This window comes from Oleiphilus sp. HI0061 (genome assembly GCF_001635675.1).
On the sequence record NZ_LWFE01000886.1, the window covers coordinates 1 to 16,738 of the forward strand.

A 16,738-nucleotide genomic window follows, 5' to 3' on the forward strand; every position below is an offset into this window, starting at 1 on the left:
CCTCTCAGAAGGGGCTCAAGACAATGACGGTATACTTAAGGTTGCCGAAGAGAGCGTCTCTAAACTTGGCTTTCCGACTCACGAAACCACAGAAGAGTCTAGCCCTGTCCTATCTCAACACCATATCTCTGATGTGGCTTCGGAATCACCCGATTCGATTGAGAAAGAAAGTGATGAAGGACTCATTGACGAAGATATTCTAGAAATATTTATGGAAGAAGTTGCCGAAGTCATGGACGAGATCCAGGTGGCTATGGCACAGCTTCGAGCAACACCTGAAGATCAAGCCGCCCTGCAAAACCTCCGCAGAGCCTTCCATACGCTCAAAGGCAGTGGCCGCCTGGTTGGCGCAAAAGTCATTGCTGAAATTGCATGGCCGATAGAGAACTTACTAAATAAACATCTCGATGCTGCAATGAGCCTAGAAATGGAAGTCTTCGACCTCCTCGATTCAGTTATTGAAAAGCTTCCTGAACTAACCGAAGATTTTTCCCAGCAGCGTGAATCAACACAGTACGAGCATCTAATAAGCCGCGCTGATATGTTGTCGGGCAACGAAACTCGTGTTGTCCATAAAACAATGTCCCCTGCAACATCGAAGTCTTCAGCAGAAGAGCAAACTGGGTCCGAAGCTACAGAGACTCAGTCAGCGTCAGAACCAGCACTACCTTCTGACAGCCTTGAACCAGAAACTGAGTCAAGCCCGGAAACAAACAATGAAGCTGCTGCTGAAGCAGAGCAAGAAGAGGACATCCAGGATTCCTGGGACGATGATGAAGACGATCTAATCGATGATGAAATCCTCGAGATTTTTATCGAAGAGGCCGGCGAAGTACTAGAAGCAATCGATACTCACTTGCCAACCTATCTGGCTGCTCATGACGACCAGGATTCACTAACCGAGCTTCGTCGAGCCTTCCATACCCTGAAAGGCAGCGGACGAATGGTTAACGCCAACATCATTGGCGAAGCCGCTTGGGCAATCGAAAATCTTCTGAACCGCATTATTGATGGTTCGGTAATGATGAATGAAAGCATTGCCGAGCTTATCCAATTAGTCGTCGATAATATTCCCAAACTAATTGAGTGCTTTGAAAAAAGACAACGCCCAGACTTTGATCTAAAGCGCGTTGAGAATCACGCTGCAGCCTTGGTTGCCGGTGATTTTGTTAAGCCTCTAGGTAGCTTACAACGATCCTCGCAAGAAACATCCGCAGCAAGTGGTGCGACAGAGGCTCCGAGCGCAGAACAAGGTACAGTTGGAATCGACGATACGCTACTCGATATATTCAGAAACGAGGCCACTTCTCATGTCGCAACTGTCCTAGAATTTGTTGATCGTGCAGCGAATGACAGTATCGATATTGATGATGATTTATCTAGAGCGCTTCATACACTCAAAGGCAGTGCAAACACAGCTAATATAAGACCGATTGCGGAGATCGCAGTACCCGTTGAACAATTTATCAAGGAAGCACGTGCTAATAACATTCAGGCTGATCAAGATATAGCCTCGATGTTATCGGATGCTATGCATTTTATTCAACAAGGCATCTCACAACTTGATAACAATCCCGATGGGCAACTTTCAGGTACGGATGAGTTTCTCTCTGGCCTTAAATCACTCCAGTCCAAAGTATTTAGCGCACAAAGTGATGAACTCCAGTCGCTTGAAGAAGCCTCACAAGATCCGCAGATTATCAATATCTTCCTCACCGAAGGTCTGGATATATTGCTGGATGCTGAAAGTATTCTTAACCAATGGGAACACAGCCCTGTATCCGTTAACGAGCTAACTAAACTTTACGGCGAAGTAAAAACACTCCACCGAGGCGCCAAGGTTGCCGGGCTTGAAAACATTGCAGAACTCTGTGAATGCCTGGAAAGCTGCTACGGCAGTATTGATATCGAAAATGATAGACCTAGCCCGGTTTTTGTTAATGATATCAAACGTGGTCACGAAGCATTGATCGATATGATGGATCAACTAGCAGCGGGTTTAACTCTAAACCTTGATAACAAGCTGCTTGCGGAATTACGCGAACATATTGCTGACCATAGCCATGTTATTGAAGATAGTCCGGTAGAAAGTCAAAGTGTATCAACTCAAGAAGATAGCTTAAACGAGAAGCTCGACCAGCTAGAGAAAGAGTTGGATGACGTATTACCTACCTACTCCGCTACCACAGATGAAGTGGAGGAAGAAGCAAGCGTTGAACTCGACGATGAAGCCATTATGGATGCCGATTTGGCTGAAATATTCCTCGAGGAAGCTAATGAGCTAGTCAATGGAATCAACCCTGCACTAGACAAACTTAAACAACAACCAGGTAATGAACACGTTATCCTGCAATTACAACGAGACATGCATACACTCAAAGGTGGTGCACGTTTGGCAGGCTTCGAAGCGGTTGGCGATTTAAGTGATATCCTTGAGAAACTATTTGAAAAACTAATCGATTACAAAGCTGATGCCTCCAGCCTGATGTTATCGCTACTTGAAGAGTCTTCGCAGGCTCTAGAAGCAATGCTTAAGTCTATCCAGGCTTTGCAACCTTGCCAGCCTCAAGATGAGCTGGTCACGAATATCACTTCAATTGTTGATGATTTGCGTGTTAACACCCCACTTGTTGAAGAAGATATCGCTCCAGAAAATGAACAGCCCTCTGAATCACAAACGACAAGTCCTAGCCAGGTCTTATTAGACTTGGATCCGGAATTAGCCGAGATATTTTTAGAAGAAGCCCAAGAAATAATCGACAGTTCTGGCGAACTATTGCACCAATGGGAATCCGACGTCTTTAATATCGAGGTTGTTGGCGAGCTACAGCGTGAATTGCACACCCTTAAAGGCGGTGCTCGAATGGCCGAAATCAACCCNATTGGTGATCTTGCACACGAACTGGAAACCTTATTCGAGTCTATTGTTAATAAGCAGCTTGATGCGACACAAGACATGACGGCTCTTTGCTTAAGCTGTCATGATGCCTTAGCTAATATGGTTGAAGCGGTTCAACAAGGTTCAGCTATCAATGGCGCAGATGAACTTCTCAATAAGATCAAGCAAGTCACCACTGGCTCACCAGTAGAGACTTCTGAGCCAGAAGAACTTGAAATCACAAGCCCTGTTGAAACACCGGTTGAAGAGCCTGAAAGCATTGAAGTCAGTGCGCCTACAACCATAGATGAAGATGATCTTGAAGCAGACCTACTTCCCTTATTTATAGACGAAAGCAAGGATATTCTTTCTGCTGCTGCCGAGTATTTGGAGCACTGGCGCGAGGATGAAGACTTCATCGAAGGTATTGTTGAGTTACAAAGGGAAATGCATACCCTGAAAGGGGGAGCGAGACTTGCTGACGTTGACCCGATCGGCGACTTAGCTGAAGCCGTCAACACTCGTTTAGAGCAGATGATAGACGGTCAACTAAATGACCCTGAAGGCTTGTACCATGCAATCGCTAAAGCATACCAAGAATTCACCGAAATGCTTGAATGCTTGATTCACGGAGAAGAATTAAAGCCTGCGCCTGAATTAATTGCTGAAGTGAATAAAGCGGGACTTAAAAGCGAAGTATCCAGTCCTTCCGAAACCGCAGCACCTATCGCAACATCTACGCTAGCACAAGCATTAGGCGACGATGTCGACCTAGAAGTGTTGGAGCTATTTGTCGAAGAAGCGCGCGAGCTAATCGAAGCGCTAGAAGAACAAATTTCCGAGTGGTCTAAGTCACCAAAAGAAGAAACGCCAAATTTAGAAATTCAACGCATACTTCATACCTTGAAGGGTGGAGCCAGACTTTCAAATTTGGCTAAATTAGCTGATGAGAGTCATGACTTGGAATCTCGTTTGCTCAAAGCTCAATCAAATAAGGAAGCATTTGAAGGAGCCCTTAAGAATTCTGTACTTAAGAGCCAGGATGAACTCCTGAAACTTGTCGATGAACTAGAAGCTCTAGCTTCAGGTGACGCACTAACTGAAGAACATGCAACACCTTCTAACACTAGCGAAACACCTAAAGCTGAACCAAGCAAAGCAGCCACGCCAAGTAAATCTATCGCTGCTGAAGAAACCGTCAAAGCAGCAAGACAAGCACCTGCGAAGAAAACCAAAACCTCTGACAAGCAAACACCAGCCGAGAATATTCAAGCAGTCCAAAAAGTGGCACCTCAAGAAACGATCCGTGTTTCTGCCAGCCTACTCGACTCCCTGGTTAACCTTGCAGGTGAGACCAGTATCTCGCGCGGTCGCTTGGAACAACAAATTAGTGACTTTGGCTTCACGCTGGAAGAAATGTCGGCAACCATTGAACGTCTACGTGAACAGCTTCGTCGTATGGATATGGAAACCGAAGCTCAAGTACTGTTCAGAGCCGAAAAAGAAGGTCTGAAAGCTCCCGACTATGAAGACTTCGATCCGCTTGAAATGGACAGATACTCTTCGATTCAGCAGCTTTCGCGAGCCTTAACGGAGTCAACATCAGACCTTCAGGACCTTCGAGATACCTTGTCTGACCGTTCACGAGATGCCGAGACTTTATTATTACAGCAATCCCGTATTAACTCAGAACTGCAAGAAGGCTTGATGAAAACACGGATGATACCGTTTTCATCAATTGTTCCAAGACTACGCCGTATCGTTCGCCAAATTGGTGGCGAGCTAGGTAAGCAAGTCGATTTTGATGCACTGAATACCGAAGGTGAAATGGATCGTTCCGTATTGGAAAGAATGGTCGCTCCGCTTGAACACATGTTACGTAACGCCCTCGATCATGGTATTGAAACTGTTAACGAGCGTAAAAAAGCTGGCAAACCAGAGAGTGGCACAATCACACTCTCTCTAATGCGTGAAGGCGGAAATATTGTCTTGAAGATGAAGGACGATGGCGCTGGAATTAACGACAAAGTTGTTCTAGATAAAGCGATAAAACAAGGGCTTGTACCCAAAAACACGAAACCTAGCCGCCATGAAATTATGCAATTTATCATGCACCAGGGTTTCAGTACGGCAGAAAAAGTGACGCAGATTTCCGGTCGAGGTGTCGGCATGGACGTTGTAGCCAGTGAAATCAAGCAAATGGGCGGCAGCATTGAAATCAATTCTGAGTTTGGTCACGGTACCGAGTTTGCTATTCGTCTACCCTTTACGGTATCCGTTAACCGAGCGCTGATGGTAAACATTGGTGAAGACTTCTACGCCATTCCTCTGAATACTATTGAAGGTATTGTTCGAGTCAGCCCTTATGAGCTGGAAGAATACTATAAACCTGATGCACCAATGTATGAATACGCTGGTCGCGAGTATCAGCTACAGTACCTAGGTAAACTACTACACAGCAGTCATCACCCTAAATTGCAGGGGCAACCACTACCGCTACCCGTCATTCTGGTTAGAGGAAGTGACAAGCCTATGGCGCTACAGGTTGATAGCTTGATGGGCAGCCGTGAGATCGTTGTAAAAAGTCTTGGGCCTCAATTTGCCAATGTTCATGGAGCTTCTGGAGCAACTATTCTCGGTGACGGTAGCGTTGTCGTGATTCTTGACCTTCCTGCGCTCATTCGAGACGACATGGCAGGCATACTCGATTCTCTAAGTTCTAATGAAGATAACATTATTAAAGAGAAGCAAACGAAGACTGTCATGGTGGTCGATGACTCGGTTACTGTTAGGAAGGTTACCACGCGCTTGCTTGAACGAAATGGCTACGAAGTTATTACCGCGAAGGATGGTGTTGACGCTATAGCAACACTACAAGATCATAAACCTGATGTAATGCTTCTCGATATCGAAATGCCACGTATGGACGGTTTTGAGGTTGCAACACTGGTACGGCATGACGAACGCTTGAAAGATGTGCCAATCATCATGATTACCTCCCGAACCGGCCAAAAGCACAAAGAACGGGCACTTTCTATCGGTGTGAATGAATATCTTGGTAAGCCTTTCCAGGAACATGATTTACTGGAAAATATTGAGCGGTTCATTGGCTAAATGAATGTGCCGGAAGCGAGACCTAAGATCGGTGTCATATCGGATTGTGCCTTACAAAGGCACGTTCTGAGCAAAGCACTCAACGCTTTTGGCTTAAACCCTGTTATCAGTTGTGAGCCCGATATGCTTGCACAGCAACAAAGTGAAAAACTCGATCAGATCCAATGCTGGATTTTAGCTTTGCAAGAAGATACTTTTGAGTCGGTAGCGTTAGATGACATCATTGACCAAGCAGACAATATTCCTGTGCTCTTTGGTTTGGATAAAGCCCCAAGAAAACACGATGAGCAATATATTTCGTGGGAACGACGACTAGTCAGTAAACTAGAAGAGCATCTTGGTTGCATTGATATTCTAGAATCAGAAGACTCTATACTCGCTCTAGACTCCCAGGCCACCAATCACGTCGCAATAGATAAAGCTCAGTCTAAGCCCGTTTTCAGCCAGCCTTCAGACATCGAAAAGGCACCCAGACTGTCTCATCCGCCATCTAAAGACGTTTGGGTTCTAGCAGCCTCACTCGGTGGTCCTGCAGCGGTGAAAGAGTTCCTGGATGAAATTCCATCTACGATCAGAGCCGGCTTTCTTTATGCTCAGCATGTCGATGCCCACTTCTCGGGCGTACTAACACGCGTCTTAGGCCGTCATTCAATGCTCGACCTAAAGCCTATAACCGACTGCTGTTTAGTTAAAGATGGCGAAGTTCTCGTCGTTCCTGTCGACAATGAAGTCTGCTTTTCATCTAATGGTGTCTCAATTAGAGACAATGAATGGGAAGGACCCTATGGTCCATCAATTGACCATTTATTAAGAAATCTGTTTGCGCATTATGGAAAACGTTGCCATGTGATCGTATTTAGCGGCATGGGGAATGACGGCTCGTTGATGGCACCTACGATGCATAAGCAAGGCTGCTCAGTATGGACTCAAGCACCAGATGGGTGTGCGAATGGCTCGATGCCGCAATCTGTGATTGATCTTGAATGCAGTGCATACACCGCATCTCCAAAAGACCTGGCTCGAGCATTAATTAATAAAGTTGGCTGCTACAGTGCACCTGACGCCAGTGCTAGCAATTTAGAAACAAACAAAGGAGTTTAATTGTGTCGGATGCTCAAAGTGTTATCTCTAGCCTATATCTACCGGTTAGTAATACCCAGCTCTTATTACCTAACGTTAGCGTCGCTGAAGTAGTAGGCTATCAAGCGCCTGAAAACCGCGATACTAAGCCAGATTACTTTCTAGGTCTTGTATCCTGGCGTGGAATCAATATTCCTTTATTATCGTATGAAATCGCCAATGGGCTCTCAGCAGCCAAGGTCACACCCAACTCCAGAATTGCGGTAGTCAATACTATTGGTAAACACCAAAAAGACTTACCTTTTTTTGCTATTGTGACGCAAGGTATCCCCCGACTTGTAAAAGTAGGGAATGAGATATCTCAACAGTCTGACCGTAAGCCAGGAAAAGCTGACTCAGCAATGATCACACTGGATGGTGAAGAAGCTGTAATTCCAAATATTGAATACCTCGAATCATTAGCCTACGAGAACCTATGACTAAAGCAAAAGAGCACCTAAATAATGCTGCACTCTCCGGGCTGCTATTTTTCTGTGTGTTCTTTGCTATTAGCTTGTTTCTTAACGACCAAATAGCACAGAGTGTCCTATTTTTCATCTGCGCGCCTTGCTTTACAAAGGCTTTCTTCACTGCTCATCTTTCATCGCCCTCAAGAAAAAAACAACTCTTGATAGCCTGCACCGCACTGTGGGTCTGCATTGATATAACGCTAGTCAGCCATAGCCTTAGTGAATTCTCATTAGTTTTATATTGGCTGTTCCCTTTGGCAGCAGCAACGCTTATTTTAATTGGGGTAAAGTTTGGCTCGATTTTGTCATTGAGTGCGCTATGCCTCAGCTTCCCACTAACACCTGAAAACAACAGTAGCTCATTTTTCTTTCAGGCTTTATCGTTTGCATTATTTCTTAGCTTATTCTCGGTATTACTTACTTACCTTACCAAGCTAGAGAAAGATCTAAAACTCGCCACTAGAACTGACCCTTTAACCGGTTGCACAAGTATTCCTTATTTCAAACACAAACTAAAATCTGCCACCGAACTTCAACGACGCTATAAGGATCAGGTCACCTGCTTAAGCCTTAGCAGCGAATGTATGATTAAAAAGTATCGCGATCACGAACAGTGGCTAGTGGAAGTATCGCAGATTTGCCAAAGCCGGATACGCCAAACTGACGTAATCTGTAACTACACCAACAAACGCTTTCTAATTCTTTTACCTAATACAGATCTTGATAATGCCCATAACTTAGGCAAAGACTTAATACAGGCTTGTGAAGCTTACAAGTTTAGCTACCTTGCCAAACAAGATGAACCAGCTAAATTCCACTATGAGCTTTCAAGCTATTCCGATAATGACGACTGGGAAAGTTGGCTCAGTCAACTAACTCGGTGATCAATTAAGCTTATTCCTTAACTTTTTTACCAATTCCCAAGCAATTTAAGAATTAGTAGCTAAAATAAATAAAACGTAAGCACGAAACTGGCTCAGGTTTTTTCATTCAATGCCGATAATAGCATTGATATGGTTGCACTGATGAACATGGCAAGAACAAGCAAAACGTCATTTATCCCAGTGCCGAAACTTTAGGTTTTAACACCCGTTAAAACTATGTTTGATGAAACCAGTGATTACCAGCTCTAATAAAACAATGAGCAGGTAACTAACTCGACCAGATAAGTAACAAACAATAATTTTTGGAATGCCGATACTTTTGAATAAAAAGGCATCTTCAGATAACGCAACAAGTATATTCAGGTAAGGTTATGTTTGGATTAAATAAGAATGCATTGAAAGTAAATGAAGTTGCGATCGACAAAGTCGAGCTACAGTCATTAGAGCAAAAAGCGGCACTGCTTGATCAGTTTTTTAGTCAAGACCCTGCCTCCCAGATTCAAGAGCTCGCAGCTAGCGTTAACGAGAAGCTACAAGGCGGCTCAGACTTTGCAAGCGGTATTGAAGGCAGTTGCCAAGGCATGGAGTCTCTCGTAGGCGAAGGTCTGGCGATACACTCTTCTGCACAACAAGCCAGTGACGCGACCAACCAGGCATCTGATACATCCAAACAATGTAGCGCCGACATGAGACAGCTTGCAGATAACCTGGAAACCTCATCTCGATACATCTCTGAATTTACATCTTTGCTGGAAAGCTTGGATGAAAGTAATAAAACGATTAGTAAATTACTTGAGTCGATCAAAGCCATTGCCGACCAAACTAACTTGCTAGCACTCAACGCTGCGATCGAAGCAGCGCGAGCTGGCGAACACGGTCGAGGCTTTGCGGTTGTTGCCGATGAAGTACGACAGCTTGCAAACACCTCAAATGAGTCAGCAGAAGAAATCCAGGGTGAGATCACCAAGATCACCGAAATATCGAACTCGGTTATCTCGAAGCAGCAAGAAGTTGCTGAAGTCGTGAGTAGCAGCGTAACAATTGCTAATGAAACCATGAGTAATCTAGGTGGTTTGGAAGAAGTTGCTAGCAATAGTGCTGACGTAGTTAACACCCTTACTTCCAGCCTAAGCACTCAAGCTGATCAAACAGAACAAATTAAGAACGCACTGCAAGGTGCGATTGAAGGCGCATCAATCAACGCTAGCTCTGGCAGTCTCGATGAGCAATTCCAGGCACTGATCGATCAACTAAATGACTTACAGCGCTAGGTCGCTATAAACGACAGACTTTCGTCAGCTTTCTTTACAAGCGGCCAGCTTTAGTTTTATATTCAAGTTGGCCGCTTTCAAAATTAAATTTTTTTTCCATGTTATCCTTTTGTTTTTATTTACTTTATTTTCCCTCTCAGACATGTTCAAAATACTTGGCAGAGTAAATGCTTAACTATTATTTACCAAACAATCAAGCTCAGGTCTGATAATTCAGGGTAACCTGAATGGAGGTAGTAAAATGAGCCAAAGTACTTGCCCCACAATGCAATGCGATCTCGCCACCTTAGAGAAACTCTACCAAAACAAGTGCCTGCAAGCTGAAAAAGCAAAGGCTGGCACCAATACATTTATGTACCAAGTTCTTAAAGCGGAAGCAGATAATATTCGATTCGCAATTGATCGGTACTAATTGTCTCTTACTTTCTGCTAAACGCTATCTGCAAATTAGGTTGACCAAGTGGGAAAAGGCTTTCCCCAGCTATTCCAAGCATGTAAAATCCGGCATTTCCCACATCTTCGGTATTTCTTATGCTTGACGCCTTATCACAAAATTATAAAGCCATTATTGAAAGTCTTGGTGAAGACAGCTCTCGCGAAGGCTTATTAGATACACCGACTCGTGCAGCCAAGGCTATGCAATTTCTCACTCAGGGATATCAACAAAGCCTTGATGATATAGTAAATAACGCGGTGTTCGAGTCTGACAATGACCAAATGGTTATTGTAAAAGACATAGAGCTATACTCTCTTTGCGAACACCACCTACTGCCTTTTATTGGCAAGTGCCATATCGCTTATTTGCCAAACGGCAAGGTTTTGGGTCTGTCTAAATTTGCTCGTATTGTCGACATGTATGCGCGACGCTTCCAGATTCAGGAAAACCTCACTCGTCAAGTGGCTGAAACAATCCAGCAAGTGACTGGCGCAAAAGGTGTGGCTGTCATCATTGAGTCAAAACATATGTGTATGATGATGCGCGGTGTTGAAAAACAAAATTCAGTCATGAACACTTCCGTTATGCTGGGCGCTTTCAGACAGTCTCAGGCAACACGTAGTGAATTCCTAACGCTCGCAACCAACTCTTAAGAACATGTCGCTGTGTGTCTAGGATCGATACACAGCACTCTTGCCACCAACAGGTATGATCAATGCTAAAACTCGACTCACTTAATCAACTCAAGCAACTCAAGCAAGATATCAAAGCTAGTCGCAATCTCTGCATTGGGACAGTTAAAGGTTCTGCTTACAAATTTGGTTTTGTGACACTTGATACCAACCGAGACGTTTATCTTCCACCCGATGAAATGGAGCGCGTACTCCCTGGTGATAGAGTAGAAGTTGAAGTCATAAAAGATGCAAAGAACAAAAAGGTCGCTAAATTAGAAAGGCTAATTGAAAGCAACACCCAGTTCTTTTGTGGCAAATACATAGAGAAGGGTAAAGCTGCTTTTGTTGAGCCCGATATCCAAGGCATGTGTCGGTGGTTTTTTATTCCTCCTCAAAAGCGCAAAAAAGCCAAAGCGAAAGACCTGGTTGTCTGCAAGGTTACTCAACATCCTTTTAAGTCAGGGAAAGCACAAGCAAGCATTGTCGAGCTAATTGGTACCGACCAAGATATCGGTATCGAATCATTGTATGCCAGCAAGAAGCACCGCCTGGAAACAAGCTGGAGCAAAGTCGAGCAAGAACAAGCAGATGCGATTTCAGAAGAACAGATAGCAGGTTTAAGCGAAGGGCGTAAAAACTATTGTGAACTTCCCTTTGTTACCATTGACTCGTCTTCTACGAAAGATATAGACGATGCCTTGTATGCAGAAAAAGCTGAGCAAGGTTGGTATATATATATTGCGATTGCCGACCCCTGCGCCATGATTGATGCCGGCTCAGCCATCGAGAAAAGTCTGATAAAACGCGCAAGTTCAGTCTACTTCCCCGGTCAGACTATCGCGATGCTTCCAGAAAAGCTGGGCAGTGATATCTGCTCTTTGGTAGAAGGTAAACCGCGTCTGGCCAAAGTAGTAAAAGCGACTGTAAGTGAGACTGGAGATATCGAAAGCTACGAGCTAGAACAAGCGCTTATTCAATCTCATAAAAAGCTTAGTTACGAAGTCGTTGGCAGCTTTATTGACCAAGGCGAAGCGCTAGACGAGTGCAGCAGCGATATTCAGGAAAGCCTGAAGCATCTTAAGACTATTGCCGATAAACGATCAGAATTCCGCAACAAGCACAACCTGATTCAAAAAGACCGTCAAGAGTTCTACCTCGAGCTGAATGACCAGGGAAAGATTGCAGAGATCAAACAGAAAGTATTCTCCAGCGCTCACCGTATAGTTGAAGAAGCGATGGTCGCTGCAAACTGTTGCATCGCAGAACTCATTTCCAAAAGCAAACTTCCCGGTATCTACATTAGCCATAAAGGCATACGTGCCGATCGCTTGGAAAGCTTGGATAAAGTACTGCAAGAAAACATTCCTGAGTACAAAGAAGATTCTTTAGCGTCTTTAGACAGCTTTGTTGAACTATCAAAACAGCTTTCCAGTAATGATGAGTTAACTCGCTACCAACTACTTATTTCTCGCCAGTTAGAGAAAAGCCAGCTAAGCCTAGAACCTGCGCCTCACTTCGGCATGGGATTGCAGCAGTATTGCAACTTCACCTCCCCCCTTAGAAAAGCCAGTGACTTTTTAGTACACCGCCAACTCGATGCGATTGCAGCCAACAATGAAAGCTACATTAACGAAGCTCAAATAGAAGCATTAAGTGAGAATTCGAGTAAAGCCAAAAGTGCCGTCTATGATGTTGAGCAATGGCTGAAGTGCCAGTATTTAGCTAAGAACAAACAAACCTTAAATGCTACGATTCATCGTGTCTTTTCTTCTGGTTTTCAAGTTCGTCTAGCAGAAACAGGTATTGAAGGATTTGTCTCAACCAAGGAGATGGAAGGGAAGTATAGCTTTAACCAAGACCTGCTTTGCATCACCAACAAAGAGCAGTCCTTCCAACTCGACCAAGCAGTACAAGTAAAACTCAAGCAAATCGACTGGTCTCGTAAACAAATTCAGTTCGAATTAGTTTAGACCGGCTACATCCTGGCCAAATTCTTGTCTGTCCTCAGCAGAGCCATGTAGGATATCTCCTACATGGCTTTAGGTTTTATCCTATTTTTTCCTACATGTAGTTTCCGTAATATACTCATCAAACGGAAGCAACATCAAACGGACTTGTTAGGGAAGGCAGGAGCCAATCTGAAGGATTCAGATAACTACACAGGGCAGTTGTAGATCAAGGAACGATAAGGCAAGGGACAATTGTGCTGCAGGAGCGGCTGAATAACTAAGGACAGTGGCAAAACAAGGATTTGTTCACGGATGTTCAATGGATACAATTAACTGATGGAACAGTAAAGGAAGCGCCTATTCTAGGGTATCGCACGGATTGCGATACCCATTCTATTTTCCCCTCTACGTCAATTCAGTCGCTAAGCTTTTACCAGACCAACTAAGCCCGCCACCATATACTCACTAATAATATTGATATAAGTCTCTAAATCTGTATCTTCTTGGCAATGCAAACCGCCATTCCAAATTGTACTAATCGCGCCATCAAAGGTCGCTTCTAAGCCCATCATTAAGTGCTCAATGGGCATATCAGGAAACATCCCACTCTTAATACCTGGCTCCAGTATTGAGCCAATGTAGGAGGCAAATAAATCGTCTAATTGGTCAAACTCGGCCCGTAATTCCGGGGTGAGGCGTTCTCTAAAGTCGACACGCTTACAATAAAACGAAACCCGCGCTTCAGCCGGATTATCAAGAAATTGCGCAAAGGAAGCGCGAATAATTTCACGAATGATATCTATTGCTTCTGAATGTGGTGGTAGCGCTTCGTAAGAGGCCAGCATACGACGCAAAAACGAGATTGAAATCTGAGCGTAAATCTCTTCTTTACAGGTAAAATGCTTATAAACGGTCCCTTTGCCTATCTCTGCTTTTTTGGAAATCTGCTCAACGGTCACAGTTTCCCAATGTGGGTTCTCAAACAAACTGATCGCCGCTTTGAGAATTTCCTGCTCCCTCTTAGCAAACTCAACCTGCTTTCGACTTAAGCCTTCACTTCCTTCCGACATTACACTCTCACAAACTTCAATTACGAATTAATTCAATCAGCCAGCTAGGTGACCGATAGTCATTAAGTCTAGTTCTAAATTCACAGCTATTCTAGTTTTTCTTAAGATCCACAATCATCTGTTTCATGCTTAAGATTTCAGCTTGAAGGTCACTAATAGTTGGCTCATCCTTTTTACTTTCTTGCCGCGCTTTAGCATGCTCTTCTTCCATCACATTAACGACAATACCAATTACCATATTGAGAAATGCAAAGGCTGTAAAAAAGATAAACGATAAGTAGTATATCCAGCTGAAGGGGTACACCTCCATCGTTTCATATTGAACATCAGTCCAATCTTCAAAGGTCATCACCCTAAACAAGGTCAGCATGGAAATAGCAATATTTCCCCATAAGTCAGGATTAATTGTTTGGAATAAAAAGCTTCCGACAGCAGCATAGATATAAAAGATGATAAACATCAAAAGCATGACATAGCCCAGCTGTGGCAAGGCCTTGATTAAAGAGTTAATCAAGATGCGCAACTCAGGAATCACCGATATCATCCTCAAAACTCTGAACACTCTGACCAAACGAGCCAACAATGCCATTTCAGAGTCGTCAATTGGTATCAGACTTATTACCACCACCAGCGTATCAAATACGTTCCAACCGCTTTTAAAGAAGTGCCGCTTATTTGGCTCAGCAACAAAACGAATAACGATTTCAACCAGAAAGAACAGGGTGATAAACAGATCCAGCATTTTGGTGAATGCTATGGCCTGCACAGGCAAATCGTAGGTTTTTGCGCCAATTTCCAAGGCGGAAATAATAATGATAAAAATAACAAAGAGCTCAAAAGCCCGATTGTTCTTGAGTTGGTAAAAAAGAGACTGTAGCGAAGAATAATTCATTAACTGCGTAAACTATAAAAAACTTGGATTAGGTAATACTTGGCGGCTATTTTACCGAAACAGAGGAAATAGTCACTTAAAGACTCTGACCAAATATATAAGCAAGCTGAGCCAAGCCAGCCATGGCACCAAGAATACCACCGATAATGATCAGTTTTATCTCATCTTCCTGAAAACAAGGCCTTAGTAGATCCTGAAATTCTTCAGAAGGGAGCTCCTTCATTCGTTGCGCCATGATATCCTGTACAACCTTGGCCCTCTCCTGGTTAAACAAAGGGTCACGCAGCGTAGTTTTTGACAAATCTACTGCCTTCAATCCGGCATCTTCTTTGAGTTCAGCAAAGCCTTTCGGCCCCATAGCGGCTTGAGTAAAAGGCTTAATCAAACCAACCGTATCATCTACCATGTTTTCAAAATGTCTTTGAATAATAGCCCTTGTACGCTTTGCTTCCGGCCCTTTCAGCATGGCTTGGGCGATTTGATCAACTGTCAGGATTTCTTCAGTAATGATTTTACAAAAAGACTCTGATACATCGTCTTGCCGCTTTAAAAATAAACCGTGTATTGTCAGGCCTAAAAACTTAAAGGGCTTAACAGGCCGGAAAATCATATTCAACGCCACCCAGTTAGTCGCCCACCCCACCAAAAATCCGCATACTGGCAAGATCCACGGGTAGGGTAAGAAGTACCAAAGTATTAACTGGGGAAGCCCAAACAAAAAGCCAAACCAGAGGCCGCTTTTTATAATAAAGCGAAACTCCTGAGCCCCGCATTCGAGAAAGATTTTATTCAGCAGCGTTTTATCATCTTCCAGCTTCTCGATAACCATCAGCTTAAGATCAAACAATGACTCTATCTTTGGCCCGATATCCTCGACAAGATTCTGCATAATTCTCGGCAGTTGACTCTTTACCCTCTCATAAACCAGCTCTTTAACGGGTCTTGGTAGATTTTGCCAAAGCGTTCGATGGCGCTTAAGCATAATTTCATCAACTAGTTCTTCAGTGCGAGGAGCAAGTGACTCGAGAATATGCTCGCCAATTAGAGCAGGGCTCATTTGCTCAACAATATCAGAGACTGAGCCAATTCTGGACAAGGTTGAATCAACACTGATTTCCGCCATCTTCCTAGCCTTTGAGGGAATAATTCCCTGCCAGCCAAAAATGGGCCGAATGCCCCAGAATTTGATCGGATAAAAAGTAAGCTTAATGGCTAACCAGTTGGTGATGAATCCAACAATTCCCGCAATAAAGGGAATGCTTGCCAACTTGAGTAGCTCGAAGTATGAGTTCACTTCCATAATGACAGATACGTTTTGTAATTGTTATTTGGGAATAATCGTCGCGCTCAGCCCCAATAATTTAACGCTTCAAGGCCAGCCAGATTGCAATTTAGCATGCTATCACATAGGATTCACGGATTGTGTTCTACTTTAATAACAGGCTGATTATGTCACGTCGAAGCTTACTGGAAATTGGCCTTGTTCAACGCCTTGCCCTCGCGGCCTCGCTAAGTGCAGTACTAATTTATTGTGTCTACAGTGTCACCAGGTAGATAATGATTTTATCTTTCCGAAATCTAACGCTCGGCTACGAAGCGCACCCCGCTGTTCACCACCTTTCTGCCAGCATTGATAAAGGCATGCTTGTTGCCCTTGTTGGGCCTAACGGTGCAGGTAAATCGACACTGCTTAAAGGTATTATGGGGCAACTTGCTCCCTTAGAAGGTGATATTCAATTTGGACCCGTCGAGAAAGATGATATTGCTTATCTTCCTCAACAAAACATGGTCGATAGAAGCTTCCCTATTACAGTTCAGGAAATGGTCGCTCTTGGCGCCTGGAAACATATGGGTGCTTTCGGGCGATTACGTAGCAAGCATAAAAAGCAAGTCGCACAAGCGCTGCAGCAACTGGGTTTATCAGGGTTTGAAAAACGCTTGATCGGATCTCTTTCAGGAGGGCAAATGCAGCGCGTTTTGT

Annotated in this window: 12 protein-coding genes; 9 read left to right on the forward strand and 3 right to left on the reverse strand. The window is 43.9% G+C overall.

From position 1 onward, the window contains the following. The 8 genes from A3735_RS10445 to A3735_RS10475 all read left to right on the forward strand — a co-directional run. On the forward strand, nt 1-5,992 hold a 5,992-nt coding region (locus A3735_RS10445), incomplete at its 5' end, for an Hpt domain-containing protein (RefSeq protein WP_068638023.1). 6 nt (nt 5,993-5,998) lie between these two features. Continuing rightward, a complete protein-coding gene (locus tag A3735_RS10450; protein WP_197485722.1) occupies nt 5,999-7,093 on the forward strand; it encodes a chemotaxis protein CheB in 1,095 nt (364 codons plus the stop codon). A gap of 2 nt (nt 7,094-7,095) precedes the next feature. Then, entirely contained in the window at nt 7,096-7,551 is a 456-nt protein-coding gene (locus tag A3735_RS10455) for a chemotaxis protein CheW (protein WP_068507350.1), read from the forward strand. Beyond that, on the forward strand, nt 7,548-8,465 hold the full coding sequence (locus A3735_RS10460) for a diguanylate cyclase domain-containing protein (protein ID WP_068508707.1): 918 nt from the start codon (nt 7,548-7,550) through the stop codon (nt 8,463-8,465). Before A3735_RS10455 ends, A3735_RS10460 begins: the two co-directional genes overlap by 4 nt. Nucleotides 8,466-9,151: 686 nt before the next feature. Next, the gene (locus A3735_RS10465) at nt 9,152-9,736 is read left to right on the forward strand and encodes a methyl-accepting chemotaxis protein (RefSeq protein ID WP_231872277.1); all 585 of its coding nucleotides are present in this window, start codon (nt 9,152-9,154) and stop codon (nt 9,734-9,736) included. A 241-nt stretch (nt 9,737-9,977) separates the two neighbouring features. Continuing rightward, nucleotides 9,978-10,148 carry a hypothetical protein gene (locus A3735_RS29635; RefSeq protein WP_156490561.1) on the forward strand — a complete coding sequence of 57 codons (171 nt, stop codon included), beginning with the start codon at nt 9,978-9,980 and terminating at the stop codon, nt 10,146-10,148. Nucleotides 10,149-10,267: 119 nt separating this feature from the next. Beyond that, on the forward strand, nt 10,268-10,825 hold the full coding sequence (folE, locus tag A3735_RS10470) for a GTP cyclohydrolase I FolE (RefSeq protein ID WP_068508709.1): 558 nt from the start codon (nt 10,268-10,270) through the stop codon (nt 10,823-10,825). Nucleotides 10,826-10,887: 62 nt separating this feature from the next. Then, a complete protein-coding gene (locus A3735_RS10475) occupies nt 10,888-12,816 on the forward strand; it encodes a ribonuclease R family protein (RefSeq protein WP_068508711.1) in 1,929 nt (642 codons plus the stop codon). 401 nt (nt 12,817-13,217) lie between these two features. Here A3735_RS10475 and A3735_RS10480 read toward each other — a convergent pair whose 3' ends face one another. The 3 genes from A3735_RS10480 to A3735_RS10490 form a co-directional block, all read right to left on the reverse strand. Then, the gene (locus A3735_RS10480; protein ID WP_068508712.1) at nt 13,218-13,865 is read right to left on the reverse strand and encodes a TetR/AcrR family transcriptional regulator; all 648 of its coding nucleotides are present in this window, start codon (nt 13,863-13,865) and stop codon (nt 13,218-13,220) included. Nucleotides 13,866-13,956: 91 nt separating this feature from the next. Next, complete coding sequence (locus tag A3735_RS10485) at nt 13,957-14,757, reverse strand: ion transporter (RefSeq protein ID WP_068508713.1); 801 nt, start codon at nt 14,755-14,757, stop codon at nt 13,957-13,959. A 76-nt stretch (nt 14,758-14,833) separates the two neighbouring features. Next, a complete protein-coding gene (locus A3735_RS10490; protein ID WP_156499594.1) occupies nt 14,834-16,057 on the reverse strand; it encodes a DUF445 domain-containing protein in 1,224 nt (407 codons plus the stop codon). A gap of 257 nt (nt 16,058-16,314) precedes the next feature. Here A3735_RS10490 and A3735_RS10495 point away from each other — a divergent pair. After that, nucleotides 16,315-16,738 (forward strand): metal ABC transporter ATP-binding protein (locus A3735_RS10495; protein WP_156499595.1); only part of this gene is annotated, 424 nt, incomplete at its 3' end.